Raw genomic sequence first — 22,317 nt, 5'->3', positions numbered from 1 at the left:
ATGCGCCGTCTATTTATTGCAGAAAAGCCCAGTTTAGCGCGTGCTATAGCTGATGTTTTACCTAAGCCACACAAACGACAAGATGGTTTTATTGTCTGTGGTGATTCGCAATATGTGACTTGGTGTATTGGTCATTTATTGGAGCAAGCTGAACCTGAAGCTTACGATCCTCGTTTAGCGCGTTGGTCATTAACTGATTTACCGATCATTCCTGAAAAATGGCAATTAAAGCCTCGGGCGGCAGTTATTAAGCAACTTAATACTATTAAAGCGCTATTAGTTCAGGCCGATGAGATTGTGCATGCGGGAGATCCCGATCGCGAAGGGCAATTGCTGGTGGATGAAGTGTTAGATTTTTTAGCCTTACCCGATGATAAAAAACAGTCTGTTCAGCGCTGTTTAATTAGCGATCTTAATCCTCAAGCGGTAGTTAAGGCCATTGAACGGTTAAGAAGTAATCGAGATTTTATTCCACTTTGTGTTTCGGCATTGGCTCGAGCCAGAGCAGATTGGTTATATGGCATAAATATGACGCGGGCTTATACTTTGCTTGGCCAGCGAGGGGGGTATCAAGGGGTATTATCTGTTGGCCGAGTTCAAACGCCAGTATTGGGATTGGTGGTTAGAAGGGATGAAGAGATTGAACATTTTGTTGCTAAAGATTTTTTTGAAGTAAAAGCACATATAATCACGCCGAATAAAGAACGTTTTACCGCTATCTGGCAGCCAAGTGAAGCCTGTATTGATTATCAGGATGAAGAAGGGCGTCTGATTCATCGCCCGTTAGCCGAGCATGTTGCTACACGAATTACGCAGCAGCCGGCCTTGGTTGTTGCCTATCAAAATAAACAAGAATCAGAAATTGCGCCCTTACCTTATTCTTTGTCGGCTTTGCAAATTGAAGCCTCTAAAAAACATGGCTTAAGTGCTAAGGAAGTTCTTGATATATGCCAACAATTATATGAAAAACATAAAGTTATTACTTATCCTCGTTCCGATAGTCGTTACTTACCGCAAGAGCATTTTGCCAATCGCCATGGGGTATTAAAAGCTATTGCTATACATCAGCCAGAACTTACACAATTTGAATTGGCTGAATTATATAAGCAAAATCGCTGTTGGGATGATAAACAAGTTGATGTACATCATGCAATTATTCCTACCGCTAAAGCAATAGCGGTGCAGCTTGATCAAAACGAAAGCAAAATTTATGCATTGATTGCTGCTCAATATATTATCCAATTTATGGCTAGTGCAAAATTTCATAAACGGGTTATTGAATTGGAGATCGCAGGTGGAAAATTTATCGCTAGAGCTCGCTGTTTGGTCGAACCTGGTTGGCGAGCAATTTTAACTACTAAGGAACGGGATGCGGATAATGATGGTATGCCACTCCCTGAGGTAAAGGTAAAAGATGAGTTATTTTGCGAGCAGGGTGAAGTAATAGAAAAGCAGACTCAGCCACCAAAACCATTTACTGATGCCACTTTGTTGTCGGCTATGACCGGTATTGCCCGTTTTGTGCAAGATAAGGCGCTGAAAAAGGTATTGCGAGCAACGGATGGTTTAGGAACAGAAGCGACCCGAGCGGGTATTATAGAACTGTTATTTAAACGTAAGTTTTTGATTAAAAAAGGTCGTTATATCCATGCTGCGTCAGCAGGCATCGTCTTATATAAAGTTTTACCGCTGGTGGCAGTATTGCCTGATATGACAGCTCACTGGGAGTCTAAATTAACCCAAATCAGTGAAAAACAGTTTCGTTATCAGGATTTTATGTCACCATTGGCAGATACATTGAAAATGTTAATCCAACAAGCGAAACAACAAACTGATTTAACTATATTCCGTACGATATCTGTCATCGAAGAGAAAACGGAGAAAAAGTTATCAGTAAAGAAGAAGAGAGCTAGTCAAAAAAGGCAATCAAATGATAGCTAAGCGTAAAATAGTACTATCATTTGATTTTAACTTAATTTAACTCAAATTTCGCCCAAATAGGGGCATGATCTGAAGGTTTTTCCATACTTCTAATGTCATAATCAATGCCTGTTTCACCACAGCAGGCAAACAACGAACTAGAGGCTAGAATCAAATCAATTCGCAGACCTCGGTTATCGACAAAACCCTTGGAACGGTAATCAAACCACGAAAATTGATCAGTAATTGCTGGATTTTGTTGACGATAAGTATCGATTAATCCCCAGGATTTCAATTTATCCATCCATTCGCGTTCTTCAGGTAAAAATGAGCATTTGCCAGCACTTAACCAACGTTTTCTATTAATTTCGCCGATACCGATATCATGATCTGTTGGACTAATATTCATATCTCCCATAAGAATAATATGCGATTGAGGAGAAAGATTATTTTGCAGATAAAGTTGCAAGTCTTGATAAAATTTTGCTTTTGCAGCAAATTTTGTTGGTTGATCACGGCATTCACCTTGTGGGAAATAACCGTTTATTATGGTAATTGTGCCTTTTTCTGTTTCAATATCTGCCATAATAATACGGCGCTGGACATCAATATCGTCGCCAGGAAATCCCTTTTGAATAGTGATTGGTTTTTGTTTGCAAAATAGCGCGACACCATAATGTGCTTTTTGTCCATGGTAGCAGATATGATAGCCTAACTGATTAACCTGCTCTAAAGGGAATGCACTATCATCAACTTTGGTCTCTTGTAAGCCTATGACATCAGGTTGATGTTTTTCGATGATAGCTTCAAGTTGGTGGATACGTGCTCTTAGGCTATTAATGTTAAATGAGACAAATTTCATTTGAATTGGTTATTTAATTGAAATATATTTATAAAAATATTTTATCAGATTGAATATATAAATGTAACCCATTATATAAAACATTTTCTTTTATTTATTAATGAGTTATTTTTTGGCTTTGTTGAATAAATCAGAATTAGCCGCCAGGATGGCTCCCTCTGCTACAGCTGTTATCCGATCCTGACGCTGTGTGGCATACCCAACAACGTCATACGGTTCAGCGCTTTGACCATCGCCATTGCTTCACCTACCTGAGCCTCATAGTCACGCAGCCTCAGATGGCCACCCAGCAAAGTTTTTATGCGGAACATCGCTGTTTCTGCCACTGAACGCCGGTGATAACCCACTTTCTTTTTCCACATATCATTACTCCTGCTCAGACGCTGATTCGCCACCGCATGGTTACGTTCATGGTACTTGTCCGGCCAGTATTTCGCTCCGCTTCGCGGCGGGATAAGGGGCCTGATTTTCTTTCTTAGCAACGCGTCGTGGCAGTAACAGGCGTCATAAGCACCGTCTGCTAACACTTCCATGATTTTCCGGTGGGTTTGGTTAATCAGGCCCGGCAGTGCCTGCGCATCTGTCGTTCCGCTGAGCGATAAGTCGGCACAGATAATCTCATGAGTCACACTGTCTGCTGCCAGATGAAGCTTGCGCCACACTCTTCGTCTGTCAGCCCCATGCTGCATGACTTTCCATTCACCTTCGCCAAAGACCTTCAGACCGGTACTGTCGATGACCAGATGCGAGATTTCACCACGCGTTGGCGTTTTTATGCTGATGTTGACGCTCTTTGCTCGTCTGCTGACCAGCGAGTAGTCCGGACAGCACAGCGGCAAAGACATGAGTTTAAAAATCGAATCAACGAAGCCCTGTAATGCCCGGAGCGACAGGTTAAACACACGCTTCATCATCAGGACAGTGGTAACAGCCATATCGCTGTAGTAAAGCGGCCGGCCACGACCTTCAGGCGAAGAACTGTCAGTCCATCCAGCGATGGCCGACTCATCAAGCCATACCGTCAGGGAACCGCGTTGTCTGAGTGCCTTGTTGTACGCGGGCCAGTTGGTAATTTTAAACTTTTGCTTTGCCATGGGAACCTGATGTTGAAACGAATTTAGCGATCAGCTCCGCCAATCACCTAAAAGTTCGATTTATTCAACAAAGCCCATGGGGACCTGATGTTGAAACGAATTTAGCGATCAGATCCGCCAATCACCTAAAAGTTCGATTTATTCAACAAAGCCATGGGGACCTGATGTTGAAACGAATTTAGCGATCAGCTCCGCCAATCACCTAAAAGTTCGATTTATTCAACAAAGCCCATGACTGGGGTAAAAACCATCATTTAATAAAACTTTATCAAACAGCAGGTATTAATAAAATACCAATAAACGTTTTAAAATTTGATTATGATAAAGTAAATGAAATATCAGATTATGATGGCAATATTTTAATTTTAAGTTCAGAAAAAATTGTAAGTGAACGTTTTATTTTGTTAAAAAATCACAAAAAGAGGCTATTGGTATATGTTGCCGCAAACAACTTTACGAACATGCTGAAAAGAATCTATTAAAATTATTGAATCAATTTCTTTGGATATGTGATCCAGTTTTATATAAGAGTCAATTTATTCGAGATATAGAATCAAAAGCGACGATAGGGGCAAATAGAATCAATATCAGGTGGATGGAAAACAGTGGTTTTTGCGATGGATTAATACAAAATGGTGATTATATCGGTTTAACCGATAAATTACCCGAAACCTGTCAATCAACACCTGACATTATTTTTTTACCGCTAGATGAGCTTAGCATGACAAATAGCTGTTATTTTTATAAATCTAAAGCAAATGGTAGTATTTTGAATCGATTTATTGATGCAATTGAAAAAATATATTAATCAATAGGTAAAATATAAATTGGGCAAAATTATGGTTGATCTGATGCGAGTAACCACAGGGTTGGTAACTTGCGAGTTTACGCTAGTGAATAGACAGAGCAAGCGTTAACTGCTCTAAGTGCCTATCTATTTGATATTTAATCGATTAGTCAGAAGTATTATCCTTGCTCATTAGTTCATTAGTTCATTAGTTCATTAGTTCATTAGTTCATTAGTTCATTAGTTCATTAGTTCATTAGTTCATTAGTTCATTAGTTCATTAGTTCATTAGTTCATTAGTTCATTAGTTCATTAGTTCATTAGTTCATTAGGTAAAATTTAAATGTAATAACGATGTCAGCTTTTTTGAAATATAGTTAATAATAAATAATCATTTATCATGATAAATAATTAAATAAAATATTTTATTAAAATTAAAATTAAAATTAAAATTAAAATTAAAATTAAAATTAAAATTAAAATTAAAATTAAAATTAATAAAATAATTATAATTGTTTAAAGGTAATATTATGTACTCTGTATAATAATTACCTTTAAAATAAGGCAGGCTATTTTATTAAATAGAGGATAGGTTAAAGAATAATCGTTCGGTTGCCATGAACAAAAACGCGTTGTGCTAATACCCAGTATAAAGCGTGGCTTAAGACATTTTTTTCAACGTCTTTACCTGCTCGCATCATATCCTCAGCAGTATAACTATGATCAACGTTAATCACATTCTGAGTAATAATAGGGCCTTCATCGAGATCATTATTGACAAAGTGCGCCGTTGCTCCAATGATTTTGACACCACGTTGGTAAGCTTGATGATAAGGTTTTGCACCAATAAAAGCTGGCAAAAAAGAGTGATGGATATTAATAATTTTATTGGGATAATGTTGAACGAAATCAGGCGTAAGTACGCGCATATATTTTGCTAAAACCACATAATCAGGATTATAATGGTCAATTTGTTCTTTTAATAGATGATCATGTTGTTCTCGGGTTAGATTTTCATGCCTAATATAGTGAAATGGGATATTAAATTGTTCAACGAGTGATCTTAATGTCTCGTGATTACCAATTACAGCAGCAATTTCCACATCAAGACCATCATAGGCGCTTTTCATTAATAGATCACCTAAGCAGTGTGCTTTTTTGGTTACCATAATAACAATGCGTCGTTGATTTGCTGTACTTAATTCACGTTTAGACCCTGATGGTAAAGCATCGTCGAGATCAGCTAATAATGTATTATCGTTGAAAATACCTTCAAGTTCAGTACGCATGAAAAAGCAGTTCGTCTGATGGTCAACAAATTCATTATTTTGAATAATATTTAATTGATGTTTATAACAAATATTTGTGATTTTAGCGATTAACCCTTTTGCATCATGGCAGATGGTGCGAAGAATTTTTTTTTGTTTATCTTGTTGCATGAATGGTCTTTTCCTTAAAATTTTTTTGTTACAAATATCGCAAAATAGGAAATTTTAATCTTGTTACGATAAAATTTTGCAATTATAACGCTTTTAGGACTGTTATAGCAATGGTTTTTTCAAAATTTCATTAAAATTATTTAAAAAAACATCTTTTTATTATTGTAAATCACATTTTTATCATTTGGAATATTGATTAATTAAAAACAAACAAGCGCTATAATAGATAAATATGAGTTATGTATGATTAATTTATCTGAAAACTTTAACAAAGGTTCATTTTTATCTTTATATTCACTTTTAATTGGGTAAATAATGTTACTCAATAGTGACTGAAGCCATCATCAGTGCTATTGATCATTTATCTACTTTGGTTTACTGATTTGAATTTTAGATATTGATAATAAAGTAATAAATAGTTTTTTAGTTGTTAGATTCAGGGGCTTTGTTGAATAAATCAGAATTAGCCGCCAGGATGGCTCCCTCTGCTACAGCTGTTATCCGATCCTGACGCTGTGTGGCATACCCAACAACGTCATACGGTTCAGCGCTTTGACCATCGCCATTGCTTCACCTACCTGAGCCTCATAGTCACGCAGCCTCAGATGGCCACCCAGCAAAGTTTTTATGCGGAACATCGCTGTTTCTGCCACTGAACGCCGGTGATAACCCACTTTCTTTTTCCACATATCATTACTCCTGCTCAGACGCTGATTCGCCACCGCATGGTTACGTTCATGGTACTTGTCCGGCCAGTATTTCGCTCCGCTTCGCGGTGGGATAAGGGGCCTGATTTTCTTTCTTAGCAACGCGTCGTGGCAGTAACAGGCGTCATAAGCACCGTCTGCTGACACTTCCCTGATTTTCCGGTGGGTTTGGTTAATCAGGCCCGGCAGTGCCTGCGCATCTGTCGTTCCGCTGAGCGATAAGTCGGCACAGATAATCTCATGAGTCACACTGTCTGCTGCCAGATGAAGCTTGCGCCACACTCTTCGTCTGTCAGCCCCATGCTGCCTGACTTTCCATTCACCTTCGCCAAAGACCTTCAGACCGGTACTGTCGATGACCAGATGCGAGATTTCACCACGCGTTGGCGTTTTTATGCTGATGTTGACGCTCTTTGCTCGTCTGCTGACCAGCGAGTAGTCCGGACAACACAGCGGCTAAGACATGAGTTTAAAAATCGAATCAACGAAGCCCTGTAATGCCCGGAGCGACAGGTTAAACACACGCTTCATCATCAGGACAGTGGTAACAGCCATATCGCTGTAGTAAAGCGGCCGGCCACGACCTTCAGGCGAAGAACTGTCAGTCCATCCAGCGATGGCCGACTCATCAAGCCAGACCGTCAGGGAACCGCGTTGTCTGAGTGCCTTGTTGTACGCGGGCCAGTTGGTAATTTTAAACTTTTGCTTTGACATGGGGACCTGATGTTGAAACGAATTTAGCGATCAGCTCCGCCAATCACCTAAAAGTTCGATTTATTCAACAAAGCCTCGCTGAACTAAAACAAATTATGTTAGATTCATACTATGGTAATAATTTTACTGAAGAGAAAAATATATTTCTGAAAACAGAGGAAAAAAGTCATCTAGTAAAAGAATCTACTTAATAAACATTTTATTTGTAACCATTTATTTAATAATTAGCACTGAATATATATTCGGTGCTTTTTTAATCGCAAAATATTTTACCAATCCTTATTTGAAAATAATTTAAAACCAAAATAGTTATTTTACGTAATTAATTTTCATTTAAGAATAATAATCTAATATGGGGAGTTAAAAATTATTTAAATGGAACAACGGAAAAAGGTTTTTCACCCACCTCAATACATTTTGTGTGATTGATTGCATCCATATAATGTCTACGACAGACTGAGATATATTTTTCATTACCACCAATTTCAATCTGTTCTCCCTGATAGACAGCAAGCCCATTATCATCTAATCGCAAAACCCTACTTGCTTTACGACCACAATAACAAATGGTTTTTAGTTCAATAAGTTTATCTGCCCAAGCTAACAGATAGTGACTGCCAATAAATAACTCACCACGAAAATCTGTTCTTAATCCATAACACAAAACCGGTATATTGGCATAATCAACAATTTCACAAAGCTGACTAACTTGCTCTTTAGTTAAAAACTGACACTCATCAACAAGCACACAATGAATTTTTTGACAGCTATTTTTTTCTTTTATTAATCTCCCCATATCTGTCTGTTGCGAAAATAATATTGCATCTGCTGCTAAACCAATTCTGGAGGTTACTGTACCTTGAACAAATCGGGTATCAATCTCAGCGGTGAAAATAAGCGTATTCATTCCCCGTTCATTATAATTATATGGGCTTTGTTGAATAAATCGAACTTTTAGGTGATTGGCGGAGCTGATCGCTAAATTCGTTTCAACATCAGGTCCCCATGGCAAAGCAAAAGTTTAAAATTACCAACTGGCCCGCGTACAACAAGGCACTCAGACAACGCGGTTCCCTGACGGTCTGGCTTGATGAGTCGGCCATCGCTGGATGGACTGACAGTTCTTCGCCTGAAGGTCGTGGCCGGCCGCTTTACTACAGCGATATGGCTGTTACCACTGTCCTGATGATGAAGCGTGTGTTTAACCTGTCGCTCCGGGCATTACAGGGCTTCGTTGATTCGATTTTTAAACTCATGTCTTTGCCGCTGTGCTGTCCGGACTACTCGCTGGTCAGCAGACGAGCAAAGAGCGTCAACATCAGCATAAAAACGCCAACGCGTGGTGAAATCTCGCATCTGGTCATCGACAGTACCGGTCTGAAGGTCTTTGGCGAAGGTGAATGGAAAGTCAGGCAGCATGGGGCTGACAGACGAAGAGTGTGGCGCAAGCTTCATCTGGCAGCAGACAGTGTGACTCATGAGATTATCTGTGCCGACTTATCGCTCAGCGGAACGACAGATGCGCAGGCACTGCCGGGCCTAATTAACCAAACCCACCGGAAAATCAGGGAAGTGTCAGCAGACGGTGCTTATGACGCCTGTTACTGCCACGACGCGTTGCTAAGAAAGAAAATCAGGCCCCTTATCCCGCCGCGAAGCGGAGCGAAATACTGGCCGGACAAGTACCATGAACGTAACCATGCGGTGGCGAATCAGCGTCTGAGCAGGAGTAATGATATGTGGAAAAAGAAAGTGGGTTATCACCGGCGTTCAGTGGCAGAAACAGCGATGTTCCGCATAAAAACTTTGCTGGGTGGCCATCTGAGGCTGCGTGACTATGAGGCTCAGGTAGGTGAAGCAATGGCGATGGTCAAAGCGCTGAACCGTATGACGTTGTTGGGTATGCCACACAGCGTCAGGATCGGATAACAGCTGTAGCAGAGGGAGCCATCCTGGCGGCTAATTCTGATTTATTCAACAAAGCCAATTATATGAAGACTGAAGTAGTGAAGTTGATTTACCAGCATTCATTGCTGAATAATAGAAATAAAGCTGAGCCATTAGCCATTTCCTCTTACCTATTTAGACAAATATTTTGAAAGTTTACCACATACATTATCAAACATTATTTTTCATTTCATTTGATTATAAATATTGATAACTAACATAACAGATTTTTTAGTAATGTTTATAGTCATAAAAAAATTCTTATGTTTAAATGTCACGCTCTACAAACAACATCTTTATTTTAACAAAGTATGTGATAAGAAAAGATTATTAATAGCTAACATCCATCAAAAAACTTAGATACACAGTAGTGATAACTCAACAAAAGCTTAATAAGCAAACTCTGTTACACATATTAAGTTAAAATTTAGTTTATGTTACACACCATAAAGTTGAATAAAAATAAAAAACATCATCTTTACATCTGAATGAAATTCAAATATAAAAGCAGTTCTATCATTTTGGTATAGATTTTTAAGTATCAAGTGTATCTAATATAAGATATATAATATTTTTATAGAGAAAGCTTATATTGCTTTTGCAAAGAAGTTTAAGTTTAAAAAAACAATAAATTTAACCTTATTTTGTAACTTCACTATTGCAGAAAATAAAATAGCATTCTATTATTAGTAGACATCAGCCAACATTCATTTTAATTCGAGACCAGGAAAATGAGCGATTCATTGAAATATTTTAAATCATTAAATAACATTCGTACCTTACGTGCGATAGCAAGAGAAATACCGTTAGAATCATTGCAAGAAATACATGATAAATTTAATACCGTTGTAGATGAACGTCGTGAAGATGAAAATCAAGCGAGAGCACAATTAGAAGCTCATAGTCAAAAAATTGCAAAATATATTAAATTGCTGGAAGGAGAAGGACTCAGTCTAGATGATCTAGTTACTGCAAAAACTCCTTCAAAAACATCTAACCGTACTAAGCGCGCAGCAAGACCGGCTAAATTTCAATATAAAGATGAAAATGGTGAAATCAAAACCTGGACCGGCCAAGGTCGCACACCTGCTGTCATCAAAAAGGCACTAACGAATGGTAAAAATATGGATGATTTTTTAATCTAAATATCCTTTCCCTACTTTAAAAATACCCTTTATGGCTTTGTTGAATAAATCAGAATTAGCCGACAGGATGGCTCCCTCTGCTACAGCTGTTATCCGATCCTGACGCTGTGTGGCATACCCAACAACGTCATACGGTTCAGCGCTTTGACCATCGCCATTGCTTCACCTACCTGAGCCTCATAGTCACGCAGCCTCAGATGGCCACCCAGCAAAGTTTTTATGCGGAACATCGCTGTTTCTGCCACTGAACGCCGGTGATAACCCACTTTCTTTTTCCACATATCATTACTCCTGCTCAGACGCTGATTCGCCACCGCATGGTTACGTTCATGGTACTTGTCCGGCCAGTATTTCGCTCCGCTTCGCGGCGGGATAAGGGGCCTGATTTTCTTTCTTAGCAACGCGTCGTGGCAGTAACAGGCGTCATAAGCACCGTCTGCTGACACTTCCCTGATTTTCCGGTGGGTTTGGTTAATCAGGCCCGGCAGTGACTGCGCATCTGTCGTTCCGCTGAGCGATAAGTCGGCACAGATAATCTCATGAGTCACACTGTCTGCTGCCAGATGAAGCTTGCGCCACACTCTTCGTCTGTCAGCCCCATGCTGCCTGACTTTCCATTCACCTTCGCCAAAGACCTTCAGACCGGTACTGTCGATGACCAGATGCGAGATTTCACCACGCGTTGGCGTTTTTATGCTGATGTTGACGCTCTTTGCTCGTCTGCTGACCAGCGAGTAGTCCGGACAGCACAGCGGCAAAGACATGAGTTTAAAAATCGAATCAACGAAGCCCTGTAATGCCCGGAGCGACAGGTTAAACACACGCTTCATCATCAGGACAGTGGTAACAGCCATATCGCTGTAGTAAAGCGGCCGGCCACGACCTTCAGGCGAAGAACTGTCAGTCCATCCAGCGATGGCCGACTCATCAAGCCAGACCGTCAGGGAACCGCGTTGTCTGAGTGCCTTGTTGTACGCGGGCCAGTTGGTAATTTTAAACTTTTGCTTTGCCATGGGGACCTGATGTTGAAACGAATTTAGCGATCAGCTCCGCCAATCACCTAAAAGTTCGATTTATTCAACAAAGCCACCCTTTATATAAAGGGTATTTTTATTACACATATCATTAACATTTATTACACAATAAATAACCAATCTTAAAGGTCTAAAATATATCAAAGCGTAAAACTCTGCTCGCTAAGATAAATACTTAATACATTTACATGCCAGCCACTTTTCACTAATAACTAACCATACCTTTTCCTATAATAAAGAAACCGACATAAAAATGTACAACTTCTATTAATATTTTGTTATCAGCGATACACCATGTAATGTAAACTTTTGTTGTCTAAACATTTCAAATTATTCCTTCAAGAAATAGTATCGTTGTTTTTTATTGCCATAAAATCATGCATTCAATGTTTATTATTAGACTTCTCTCTATTTTATTTTGTTAGAGAGTTTGTTAAATTTCATTCTATTCATTATGAAAAAATTTACTATAGAAATAATAAACAGATTACTTTTAATCTGATACAAGCTAAATCAATTAAATATACTTACTCTACTTTTTTATCATAATTATGATCAGTGTTAACGTAAATATTATTGATAGAAACTCACTCTCCAACACAAGAAATTTTAGCTAACAACTAAAGTGATATATGATCAGCAAAATCAAATTATTATTATTTGAAATAGTTTGTAATATCTCCATTTAAACAACATCCTTGCCTACTTATATAATTAATAAATCTCATTTTAATTTTACGCGGCTTTGTTGAATAAATCGAACTTTTAGGTGATTGGCGGAGCTGATCGCTAAATTCGTTTCAACATCAGGTCCCCATGGCAAAGCAAAAGTTTAAAATTACCAACTGGCCCGCGTACAACAAGGCACTCAGACAACGCGGTTCCCTGACGGTCTGGCTTGATGAGTCGGCCATCGCTGGATGGACTGACAGTTCTTCGCCTGAAGGTCGTGGCCGGCCGCTTTACTACAGCGATATGGCTGTTACCACTGTCCTGATGATGAAGCGTGTGTTTAACCTGTCGCTCCGGGCATTACAGGGCTTCGTTGATTCGATTTTTAAACTCATGTCTTTGCCGCTGTGCTGTCCGGACTACTCGCTGGTCAGCAGACGAGCAAAGAGCGTCAACATCAGCATAAAAACGCCAACGCGTGGTGAAATCTCGCATCTGGTCATCGACAGTACCGGTCTGAAGGTCTTTGGCGAAGGTGAATGGAAAGTCAGGCAGCATGGGGCTGACAGACGAAGAGTGTGGCGCAAGCTTCATCTGGCAGCAGACAGTGTGACTCATGAGATTATCTGTGCCGACTTATCGCTCAGCGGAACGACAGATGCGCAGGCACTGCCGGGCCTGATTAACCAAACCCACCGGAAAATCAGGGAAGTGTCAGCAGACGGTGCTTATGACGCCTGTTACTGCCACGACGCGTTGCTAAGAAAGAAAATCAGGCCCCTTATCCCGCCGCGAAGCGGAGCGAAATACTGGCCGGACAAGTACCATGAACGTAACCATGCGGTGGCGAATCAGCGTCTGAGCAGGAGTAATGATATGTGGAAAAAGAAAGTGGGTTATCACCGGCGTTCAGTGGCAGAAACAGCGATGTTCCGCATAAAAACTTTGCTGGGTGGCCATCTGAGGCTGCGTGACTATGAGGCTCAGGTAGGTGAAGCAATGGCGATGGTCAAAGCGCTGAACCGTATGACGTTGTTGGGTATGCCACACAGCGTCAGGATCGGATAACAGGTGTAGCAGAGGGAGCCATCCTGTCGGCTAATTCTGATTTATTCAACAAAGCCAAAAATACCATGCAGATTTTTTTATTGATTTGAATCAAATTTATCGACCATTAGCAATCTAAGATATTTTTTTTACCCACGAGGAAAACTCATCACCTAAAAATTCATGCTGCATACCATATTCAACAAATGCTTTCATGTAACCCAATTTATTACCGCAATCATGACTTTTACCTTGTAAATAATAGGCTTCAACAGGTTCTCCTTCTATTAACATTTCAATCGCGTCAGTTAACTGGACTTCATCACCTGCCCCCATTGGTGTTTTCTCTAATAAAGGCCAAATTTTCTCTGACAATACATAACGCCCCACGATAGATAAATTAGATGGTGCCAGTTCAATTTTAGGTTTTTCAACAACGCCTTTAATAATTTTGCTTTCACCGGCGTTTAATTCATAACTGTCACAATCTACAACACCATAATTGGATACAGACTCCTTTAGTACCGGCTCAACAAGAATTTGGCTGGCTGATGTTTCATGATAACGCTTCAGCATCGCGGTTAAATTATACTGTTTCAAATCCGAAGAATATTGATCAATAACTACATCCGGTAAAACTACAGCAAAAGGCTCATCTCCTACCAAGGGTTTTGCACATAAAATGGCATGTCCCAGCCCTTTTGCGATACCTTGTCTCGTTTGCATAATTGTGACATGACTTGGGCATATGGATTGTACATCATTTAATAATTGCCGTTTAACGCGCTTTTCCAAAATTGCTTCTAATTCAAAACTGGTATCAAAATGGTTTTCTATTGAGTTCTTTGAAGAATGAGTGACTAATATAATTTCATGAATACCAGCAGATATACATTCATTTACTACATACTGAATAAGTGGTTTATCCGCTAAAGGTAACATTTCTTTAGGGATCGCTTTGGTTGCCGGCAACATGCGAGTTCCTAATCCTGCGACAGGAATAACAGCTTTGCTAACTTTTTTTTCCACTTTTTTTAATTTCATTTTTTCTACCAAGTTACCTAAATAAAATATATTAATGAAATGTGATAGATAGATTTTCAACAACTTTTGTGGCGAGTATAGCAGTAAAATGTACCAAATAAATAGCAAACTAGAGAAAATTGGCCTAGGTTAACAATCCTGTAAAAAGTAAATAATTATAATATTTCTACCAATGAATTAAACATTAAAGTCATTCGATGTTTATGATTCCATATTTTACATTGCCAATCTATTCCTTTTTCCATTATTTGCTGATAAGCAATTGATTGTAAGCTACCCAATGGTGCACTTGATGACAATTCGACTTCTTTATTCTCGGTTTTTAATTTTACATTAAGTCCTGCTGAAGCTAATACAATTGTTTTACTTTCAGTATGAAAATAACCTAATAAAATTGGGAATTGTCCTTTAATACCTAAATCCATTAATAAAGTGTTTATTTGCTCAAGCATTTCACTAATATTAAATAATTTGTTTGATTGGCTATTAAGATAGGTTTGCAATAATTCATTAAATGCAACTCTAAGTGGCTTTGTTGAATAAATCGAACTTTTAGGTGATTGGCGGAGCTGATCGCTAAATTCGTTTCAACATCAGGTCCCCATGTCAAAGCAAAAGTTTAAAATTACCAACTGGCCCGCGTACAACAAGGCACTCAGACAACGCGGTTCCCTGACGGTCTGGCTTGATGAGTCGGCCATCGCTGGATGGACTGACAATTCTTCGCCTGAAGGTCGTGGCCGGCCGCTTTACTACAGCGATATGGCTGTTACCACTGTCCTGATGATGAAGCGTGTGTTTAACCTGTCGCTCCGGGCATTACAGGGCTTCGTTGATTCGATTTTTAAACTCATGTCTTTGCCGCTGTGCTGTCCGGACTACTCGCTGGTCAGCAGACGAGCAAAGAGCGTCAACATCAGCATAAAAACGCCAACGCGTGGTGAAATCTCGCATCTGGTCATCGACAGTACCGGTCTGAAGGTCTTTGGCGAAGGTGAATGGACAGTCAGGCAGCATGGGGCTGACAGACGAAGAGTGTGGCGCAAGCTTCATCTGGCAGCAGACAGTGTGACTCATGAGATTATCTGTGCCGACTTATCGCTCAGCGGAACGACAGATGCGCAGGCACTGCCGGGCCTAATTAACCAAACCCACCGGAAAATCAGGGAAGTGTCAGCAGACGGTGCTTATGACGCCTGTTACTGCCACGACGCGTTGCTAAGAAAGAAAATCAGGCCCCTTATCCCGCCGCGAAGCGGAGCGAAATACTGGCCGGACAAGTACCATGAACGTAACCATGCGGTGGCGAATCAGCGTCTGAGCAGGAGTAATGATATGTGGAAAAAGAAAGTGGGTTATCACCGGCGTTCAGTGGCAGAAACAGCGATGTTCCGCATAAAAACTTTGCTGGGTGGCCATCTGAGGCTGCGTGACTATGAGGCTCAGGTAGGTGAAGCAATGGCGATGGTCAAAGCGCTGAACCGTATGACGTTGTTGGGTATGCCACACAGCGTCAGGATCGGATAACAGCTGTAGCAGAGGGAGCCATCCTGTCGGCTAATTCTGATTTATTCAACAAAGCCGCTGGCTGTATAAGTAATCACATCAAATGATTTAAGGTAATTTCTCAATACAGAGCGAAAAACCACCTCATCTTCTACAATTAATATTTTCTTCCCTTTCATATGCCAGCCTTACATTACATAAAATGCCATTGACAATATTATCTTTTTAGAAAATAGTACTTATGATAGAACAAATATTTTACGGATTTAAACTTAAAGTTATATATTTTTTTGTATTGAAATATATAATTATTTTTCATTTATTGGAATCAATTGGTTACTTTTATACAGTTATTGTAATTAGAAATTACTTTCTTAATTTTGTTCCTTTTTTCTTTAATCAAAATAATTCCTATTGTAAATCAAAATTATCTTATGTTTTTTCATCCTGAATCTGGCTTTGTTGAATAAATCGAACTTTTAGGTGATTGGCGGAGCTGATCGCTAAATTCGTTTCAACATCAGGTCCCCATGGCAAAGCAAAAGTTTAAAATTACCAACTGGCCCGCGTACAACAAGGCACTCAGACAACGCGGTTCCCTGACGGTCTGGCTTGATGAGTCGGCCATCGCTGGATGGACTGACAGTTCTTCGCCTGAAGGTCGTGGCCGGCCGCTTTACTACAGCGATATGGCTGTTACCACTGTCCTGATGATGAAGCGTGTGTTTAACCTGTCGCTCCGGGCATTACAGGGCTTCGTTGATTCGATTTTTAAACTCATGTCTTTGCCGCTGTGCTGTCCGGACTACTCGCTGGTCAGCAGACGAGCAAAGAGCGTAAACATCAGCATAAAAACGCCAACGCGTGGTGAAATCTCGCATCTGGTCATCGACAGTACCGGTCTGAAGGTCTTTGGCGAAGGTGAATGGAAAGTCAGGCAGCATGGGGCTGACAGACGAAGAGTGTGGCGCAAGCTTCATCTGGCAGCAGACAGTGTGACTCATGAGATTATCTGTGCCGACTTATCGCTCAGCGGAACGACAGATGCGCAGGCACTGCCGGGCCTGATTAACCAAACCCACCGGAAAATCAGGGAAGTGTCAGCAGACGGTGCTTATGACGCCTGTTACTGCCAAGACGCGTTGCTAAGAAAGAAAATCAGGCCCCTTATCCCGCCGCGAAGCGGAGCGAAATACTGGCCGGACAAGTACCATGAACGTAACCATGCGGTGGCGAATCAGCGTCTGAGCAGGAGTAATGATATGTGGAAAAAGAAAGTGGGTTATCACCGGCGTTCAGTGGCAGAAACAGCGATGTTCCGCATAAAAACTTTGCTGGGTGGCCATCTGAGCCTGCGTGACTATGAGGCTCAGGTAGGTGAAGCAATGGCGATGGTCAAAGCGCTGAACCGTATGACGTTGTTGGGTATGCCACACAGCGTCAGGATCGGATAACAGCTGTAGCAGAGGGAGCCATCCTGGCGGCTAATTCTGATTTATTCAACAAAGCCGTTCAGCGATCAACGGAAAGCGAGGATTCGCACCAGTACATTGATCATCAAACGCATCTTCAGATAACTTATCCACTTTAGCTAAGAAATCCTTTTCCGCGACCCCAGCTTCACGAATAGATTTGGGGATACCGAGCATAGTTTTAAGTGTTGCTAACCAATTAAGCAGTTTTTCAATTTTGTTAGCTGTGCGATCAGCTGGTGAGGTTAGTCCTAAGTGATCGGCAATCTCACCATAGCGACGACGAGCTTGAGGGCGATCATATTGGCTGAATGCGGTTTGCTTTGTTGGATTGTCATTAGCGTTATAGCGAATGACATTTTCAATTAGCAGCGCATTGGCTAAACCATGGGGTATATGAAATTCGGAACCTAATGTATGGGCCATTGAGTGGCAAACACCTAAAAAAGCATTAGCGAAAGCAATACCAGCGATGGTTGCTGCATTATGCACCCGTTCGCGGGCAATCGGATCTTTCGCTCCATTCAGATAACTGGTTGGCAAATACTCTTTTAACAACGTTAAAGCCTGTAAAGCTTGTCCATCAGAGTATTCACTTGCCAGAACTGAAACATAAGCTTCTAATGCATGGACGATAGCATCTAGTCCACCGAATGCTGTAAGTGATTTCGGCATATGCATAACAAGATTGGCATCAACAATTGCCATATTTGACGTAATTGCATAATCGGCTAAAGGATATTTTTGGCCGGTAGCATCATCAGTAACAACAGCAAATGGCGTGACTTCTGAGCCTGTACCTGATGTTGTGGTGATGGCAACCATTTTGGCTTTAACACCCATTTTAGGGAATTTATGAATACGTTTACGAATATCCATAAAACGTAGAGCAAGCTCTGCAAAATGGGTTTCAGGATGTTCATACATTACCCACATGATTTTAGCTGCATCCATAGGAGAGCCACCGCCTAAAGCGATAATCACATCTGGTTTAAAGGTATGCATTAAATCGGCACCTTTACGAACAATACTCAGCGTAGGATCGGCTTCAACTTCAAAAAATACTTCAGTTTCAACGTTAAAAGTCTTCAATACATTAACGACTTCATCAACATAACCATTATTGAATAAGTAACTGTCAGTAACAATAAAAGCCCGTTTAGCACCGTCAGTAGCAATTTCTTTCAACGCTAATGGTAGGCAACCACGACGAAAATAAATAGAACTAGGAAGTTTATGCCACAACATATTTTCTGCTCTTTTCGCTACTGTTTTAGTATTAATTAGGTGCTTAGGACCCACGTTTTCAGAGATAGAATTTCCACCCCACGAGCCGCATCCTAATGTTAATGAAGGAGCCAATTTCAAATTATAAAGATCACCAATCCCACCCTGTGATGCCGGAGTATTAATTAAGATACGTGCGGTTTTCATTTTCTCGCCGAAATAATTAACTCGCTCAGTTTGATTGTCTTGATCAGTATAAAGACATTAAGTATGGCCAATACCACCCATCTCAACCAATTTTTCTGCTTTTCCAACGGCATCAGCAAAATCTTTACTATGGTACATGGCAAGTAATGGTGAGAGTTTTTCATGGGCAAAAGGTTCGCTCTCATCTGTGGCTTTTACTTCTCCGATTAAAATTTTAGTGTTTAACGGCACTTGTATGCCGGCTAGTTCAGCAATTTTTACCGCTGGTTGACCAACAATAGCCGCATTTAAATTACCATTTTTTAAAATAATGTTTTGTACTGCTTTAAGCTCTTTACCTTTTAATAAGTAACCGCCATGAGTGACAAAACGTTCGCGCACTTGATTGTAAATTTCGTCCACAATGATAACTGATTGCTCTGACGCGCAAATAACACCATTATCAAAAGTTTTTGACATTAAAATTGAAGCAACTGCACGTTTAATGTCGGCAGAACTGTCAATCACGACAGGTGTATTACCTGCACCTACACCGATGGCAGGTTTTCCTGAGCTATAAGCTGCTTTCACCATACCAGGTCCACCGGTTGCTAAGATAAGGTTAACATCAGGGTGGTGCATTAATGCATTTGAAAGTTCGAACGAGGGTTCATCTATCCAGCCAATGATATCTTTTGGTGCACCAGCAACAACAGCGGCTTGTAATACGATTTTGGCGGCGTTGTTAGTGGCATTTTTAGCGCGAGGGTGAGGGGGAAAAATAATCCCGTTACGCGTTTTTAGACTGATTAAAGATTTAAAAATGGCTGTCGATGTAGGATTAGTTGTTGGAACAATACCACAAATTAAGCCAATAGGTTCGGCAATGGTGATAGTACCAAAAGTAAGATCTTCGGACATAATGCCACAAGTTTTCTCATCTTTATAAGCATTATAAATATATTCCGAAGCAAAATGATTTTTAATCACTTTATCTTCTATAATTCCCATGCCAGATTCTTCAACTGCTAATTTTGCTAAAGGAATGCGATAGTCAGCAGCAGCAAGAGCAGCAGCACGAAAAATTTTATCAACTTGATCCTGGGTAAAATTTGCAAATTGTTGTTGTGTTTTTTTTACACGGACGACAAGTTCATTGAGTTAAGTAACATTAGTTACAGACATAAAGATTACTCCTAAATAAATGTTAAATTTTTTTAGTCAATTAGCCTAGATTAGGAGCAATATAATTAAATATGAGGTGTCATATTATATAAGTGCTAATTTGTTTTTAGTAAGCTAATTGACTTAAAAAATTCACATTATAAAAATAAGTAAAAACGCTCATTATATTTATGAGAACTCAATAGATATATAGCTTACCATTTATAAATAGCGCTAAAGTGATCTTTATCAAAAAAAGTGCATGCTGAATCAATTCAGTAATAAGTTATATAAGAATACTGTCAATTAGCAATATAAGTAAATAGGCTTTGTTGAATAAATCAGAATTAGCCGACAGGATGGCTCCCTCTGCTACAGCTGTTATCCGATCCTGACGCTGTGTGGCATACCCAACAACGTCATACGGTTCAGCGCTTTGACCATCGCCATTGCTTCACCTACCTGAGCCTCATAGTCACGCAGCCTCAGATGGCCACCCAGCAAAGTTTTTATGCGGAACATCGCTGTTTCTGCCACTGAACGCCGGTGATAATCCACTTTCTTTTTCCACATATCATTACTCCTGCTCAGACGCTGATTCGCCACCGCATGGTTACGTTCATGGTACTTGTCCGGCCAGTATTTCGCTCCGCTTCGCGGCGGGATAAGGGGCCTGATTTTCTTTCTTAGCAACGCATCTTGGCAGTAACAGGCGTCATAAGCACCGTCTGCTGACACTTCCCTGATTTTCCGGTGGGTTTGGTTAATCAGGCCCGGCAGTGCCTGCGCATCTGTCGTTCCGCTGAGCGATAAGTCGGCACAGATAATCTCATGAGTCACACTGTCTGCTGCCAGATGAAGCTTGCGCCACACTCTTCGTCTGTCAGCCCCATGCTGCCTGACTTTCCATTCACCTTCGCCAAAGACCTTCAGACCGGTACTGTCGATGACCAGATGCGAGATTTCACCACGCGTTGGCGTTTTTATGCTGATGTTGACGCTCTTTGCTAGTCTGCTGACCAGCGAGTAGTCCGGACAGCACAGCGGCTAAGACATGAGTTTAAAAATCGAATCAACGAAGCCCTGTAATGCCCGGAGCGACAGGTTAAACACACGCTTCATCATCAGGACAGTGGTAACAGCCATATCGCTGTAGTAAAGCGGCCGGCCACGACCTTCAGGCGAAGAACTGTCAGTCCATCCAGCGATGGCCGACTCATCAAGCCATACCGTCAGGGAACCGCGTTGTCTGAGTGCCTTGTTGTACGCGGGCCAGTTGGTAATTTTAAACTTTTGCTTTGCCATGGGAACCTGATGTTGAAACGAATTTAGCGATCAGCTCCGCCAATCACCTAAAAGTTCGATTTATTCAACAAAGCCAAGTAAATATTGAAGAATTAAGTTAGCAAAATTTTGTATGGTATTTAATTTAGAAGCTTATTTTGTTATTGAATGAGTTTTTGAATTTTAGCTAGATAAGTATGCTACGCTAAGATAAAGTGTTTTTCCTGTTAGGCTAAACATTATTTGTTTTGAATAATTAATTTTTAGCTAAGCGTTAATATTTGGTTGAGGGACTCAATTGTGGTTGGTACTTTACTGGATCTTCCTAATTATATTAAGTTTTTTTTAGGTCTTTTTGCGTTAGTTAATCCGATAGGAATTTTGCCTGTATTTATTAGTATGACTAATTATCAATCTGTGACAGAAAGAAACCGCACTAATTTAGTAGCTAATTTTTCTGTGGCAATTATTTTATGTATTTCGTTATTGGTGGGAGAGGTTTTTTTAAAATTATTTGGTATCTCTATTGATTCTTTCCGTATTGCTGGCGGAATAGTTATTGCAGCCATTGCTATGTCTATGATTAGTGGTCGAATAGGTGAAGATAAGCAGAATAAACAGGAAAAATCAGAAACGGCCATTCGTGATAGTATTGGAGTTGTTCCTTTAGCATTACCATTAATGGCAGGGCCTGGAGCAATTAGTTCATGTATTGTCTGGTCTTCTCGTTGGTTAGGATGGCAAAATTTAGTTGGTCTATCGCTAACGTGTATCTTTTTTGCTTTGTGTTGTTGGTTACTTTTTCGCTCAGCAACAATTCTCGTTAAATATTTAGGTCAAACGGGAATTAATGTTATTACTCGTATTATGGGATTATTATTAATGTCACTTGGAATTGAGTTTATCATTACAGGCACTAAATCTGTTTTCCCAGGATTACTGTAAACGAGCAATAACATTATAACTCATTGATATTTATAACGTATTCATAAAATTTTAGGATATTGATATTGTCATAAAACCTATATTAATAAATTTATTTATATAATAATTGTAAGTTTTATGA

Annotated in this window: 19 protein-coding genes and 4 pseudogenes; 11 read left to right on the top strand and 12 right to left on the bottom strand. The window is 40.1% G+C overall.

What is annotated here, in order from left to right; genetic code table 11:
- Positions 1-1,941, top strand: a complete 1,941-nt coding sequence (locus tag E3U36_RS10940; protein ID WP_180816540.1) for a DNA topoisomerase III — start codon at positions 1-3, stop codon at positions 1,939-1,941.
- 31 nt (positions 1,942-1,972) lie between these two features.
- Here the strand turns inward: E3U36_RS10940 and xthA are convergent, their stop codons facing one another.
- A complete protein-coding gene (xthA, locus tag E3U36_RS10935) occupies positions 1,973-2,782 on the bottom strand; it encodes an exodeoxyribonuclease III (protein WP_180816539.1) in 810 nt (269 codons plus the stop codon).
- Between the two features lie 170 nt (positions 2,783-2,952).
- Positions 2,953-3,876 carry an IS5 family transposase gene (locus tag E3U36_RS10930; RefSeq protein WP_180816538.1) on the bottom strand — a complete coding sequence of 308 codons (924 nt, stop codon included), beginning with the start codon at positions 3,874-3,876 and terminating at the stop codon, positions 2,953-2,955.
- Here E3U36_RS10930 and E3U36_RS10925 point away from each other — a divergent pair.
- Complete coding sequence (locus E3U36_RS10925) at positions 3,870-4,058, top strand: hypothetical protein (protein ID WP_180816537.1); 189 nt, start codon at positions 3,870-3,872, stop codon at positions 4,056-4,058. The genes E3U36_RS10930 and E3U36_RS10925 overlap by 7 nt on opposite strands.
- A 305-nt stretch (positions 4,059-4,363) precedes the next feature.
- Positions 4,364-4,684, top strand: coding sequence for a hypothetical protein (locus E3U36_RS10920; protein ID WP_180816536.1), 321 nt, complete (start codon positions 4,364-4,366; stop codon positions 4,682-4,684).
- 572 nt (positions 4,685-5,256) lie between these two features.
- Here the strand turns inward: E3U36_RS10920 and purU are convergent.
- Positions 5,257-6,102 carry a formyltetrahydrofolate deformylase gene (gene purU, locus E3U36_RS10915; protein WP_180816535.1) on the bottom strand — a complete coding sequence of 282 codons (846 nt, stop codon included), beginning with the start codon at positions 6,100-6,102 and terminating at the stop codon, positions 5,257-5,259.
- A 497-nt stretch (positions 6,103-6,599) separates the two neighbouring features.
- Positions 6,600-7,523: pseudogene (locus tag E3U36_RS10910) on the bottom strand (IS5 family transposase).
- On the opposite strand from E3U36_RS10910, the gene E3U36_RS10905 reads away from it, so the two are divergent.
- Positions 7,517-7,714, top strand: a complete 198-nt coding sequence (locus tag E3U36_RS10905; RefSeq protein WP_180816534.1) for a hypothetical protein — start codon at positions 7,517-7,519, stop codon at positions 7,712-7,714. The pseudogene E3U36_RS10910 and the gene E3U36_RS10905 sit on opposite strands and share 7 nt — an antisense overlap.
- A 176-nt stretch (positions 7,715-7,890) precedes the next feature.
- Here the strand turns inward: E3U36_RS10905 and E3U36_RS10900 are convergent, their stop codons facing one another.
- Positions 7,891-8,535 (bottom strand): thymidine kinase, encoded by a 645-nt coding sequence (locus E3U36_RS10900; RefSeq protein ID WP_439647269.1) that lies wholly within the window; start codon positions 8,533-8,535, stop codon positions 7,891-7,893.
- Between E3U36_RS10900 and E3U36_RS10895 the strand changes: the two genes are divergently transcribed.
- A complete protein-coding gene (locus tag E3U36_RS10895) occupies positions 8,529-9,452 on the top strand; it encodes an IS5 family transposase (RefSeq protein ID WP_180816040.1) in 924 nt (307 codons plus the stop codon). The genes E3U36_RS10900 and E3U36_RS10895 overlap by 7 nt on opposite strands.
- A 54-nt stretch (positions 9,453-9,506) precedes the next feature.
- On the opposite strand, the pseudogene E3U36_RS10890 reads toward E3U36_RS10895, so the two are convergent.
- Positions 9,507-9,584: pseudogene (locus tag E3U36_RS10890) on the bottom strand (thymidine kinase); the annotation flags it as partial.
- Positions 9,585-10,201: 617 nt separating this feature from the next.
- Here E3U36_RS10890 and E3U36_RS10885 point away from each other — a divergent pair.
- Positions 10,202-10,615 (top strand): H-NS family histone-like protein, encoded by a 414-nt coding sequence (locus E3U36_RS10885; protein ID WP_180816533.1) that lies wholly within the window; start codon positions 10,202-10,204, stop codon positions 10,613-10,615.
- Between the two features lie 89 nt (positions 10,616-10,704).
- On the opposite strand, the gene E3U36_RS10880 is transcribed toward E3U36_RS10885, so the two are convergent.
- Complete coding sequence (locus E3U36_RS10880; protein ID WP_180816532.1) at positions 10,705-11,628, bottom strand: IS5 family transposase; 924 nt, start codon at positions 11,626-11,628, stop codon at positions 10,705-10,707.
- Here E3U36_RS10880 and E3U36_RS13045 point away from each other — a divergent pair.
- Both E3U36_RS13045 and E3U36_RS10875 read left to right on the top strand, forming a co-directional pair.
- The gene (locus tag E3U36_RS13045; RefSeq protein ID WP_255479079.1) at positions 11,622-11,744 is read left to right on the top strand and encodes a hypothetical protein; all 123 of its coding nucleotides are present in this window, start codon (positions 11,622-11,624) and stop codon (positions 11,742-11,744) included. The two genes, E3U36_RS10880 and E3U36_RS13045, sit on opposite strands and share 7 nt — an antisense overlap.
- 721 nt (positions 11,745-12,465) lie before the next feature.
- Positions 12,466-13,389 (top strand): IS5 family transposase, encoded by a 924-nt coding sequence (locus E3U36_RS10875; RefSeq protein ID WP_180816040.1) that lies wholly within the window; start codon positions 12,466-12,468, stop codon positions 13,387-13,389.
- A 114-nt stretch (positions 13,390-13,503) separates the two neighbouring features.
- Here the strand turns inward: E3U36_RS10875 and galU are convergent, their stop codons facing one another.
- From galU to E3U36_RS10860, 3 genes are all read right to left on the bottom strand, one after another.
- A complete protein-coding gene (galU, locus tag E3U36_RS10870) occupies positions 13,504-14,412 on the bottom strand; it encodes a UTP--glucose-1-phosphate uridylyltransferase GalU (protein WP_180817642.1) in 909 nt (302 codons plus the stop codon).
- A gap of 155 nt (positions 14,413-14,567) precedes the next feature.
- A complete protein-coding gene (locus E3U36_RS10865; protein ID WP_180816531.1) occupies positions 14,568-14,864 on the bottom strand; it encodes a hypothetical protein in 297 nt (98 codons plus the stop codon).
- A complete protein-coding gene (locus E3U36_RS10860) occupies positions 14,849-15,022 on the bottom strand; it encodes a hypothetical protein (RefSeq protein ID WP_180816530.1) in 174 nt (57 codons plus the stop codon). Before E3U36_RS10860 ends, E3U36_RS10865 begins: the two co-directional genes overlap by 16 nt.
- Here E3U36_RS10860 and E3U36_RS10855 point away from each other — a divergent pair.
- Together E3U36_RS10855 and E3U36_RS10845 are read left to right on the top strand one after the other, a co-directional pair.
- Positions 15,016-15,939 (top strand): IS5 family transposase, encoded by a 924-nt coding sequence (locus tag E3U36_RS10855; protein ID WP_180816529.1) that lies wholly within the window; start codon positions 15,016-15,018, stop codon positions 15,937-15,939. The genes E3U36_RS10860 and E3U36_RS10855 overlap by 7 nt on opposite strands.
- A 509-nt stretch (positions 15,940-16,448) precedes the next feature.
- Complete coding sequence (locus E3U36_RS10845; RefSeq protein ID WP_180816527.1) at positions 16,449-17,372, top strand: IS5 family transposase; 924 nt, start codon at positions 16,449-16,451, stop codon at positions 17,370-17,372.
- Positions 17,373-17,429: 57 nt separating this feature from the next.
- Here E3U36_RS10845 and adhE read toward each other — a convergent pair.
- Together adhE and E3U36_RS10835 are read right to left on the bottom strand one after the other, a co-directional pair.
- Positions 17,430-19,988: pseudogene (gene adhE, locus E3U36_RS10840) on the bottom strand (bifunctional acetaldehyde-CoA/alcohol dehydrogenase); the annotation flags it as partial.
- A gap of 360 nt (positions 19,989-20,348) precedes the next feature.
- A pseudogene (locus E3U36_RS10835) lies at positions 20,349-21,272 on the bottom strand (IS5 family transposase).
- A 279-nt stretch (positions 21,273-21,551) separates the two neighbouring features.
- Here E3U36_RS10835 and E3U36_RS10830 point away from each other — a divergent pair.
- A complete protein-coding gene (locus E3U36_RS10830) occupies positions 21,552-22,196 on the top strand; it encodes a YchE family NAAT transporter (RefSeq protein ID WP_180816526.1) in 645 nt (214 codons plus the stop codon).
- Positions 22,197-22,317: the final 121 nt, after the last annotated feature.

Origin of the sequence: Arsenophonus endosymbiont of Aphis craccivora (assembly GCF_013460135.1) — a bacterium.
GTDB classification, from domain to species: Bacteria; Pseudomonadota; Gammaproteobacteria; order Enterobacterales; family Enterobacteriaceae; genus Arsenophonus; species Arsenophonus nilaparvatae.
The sequence above is the reverse complement of the archived record's forward strand: the minus strand, read 5'-3'. Positions and strand labels throughout refer to the sequence as shown.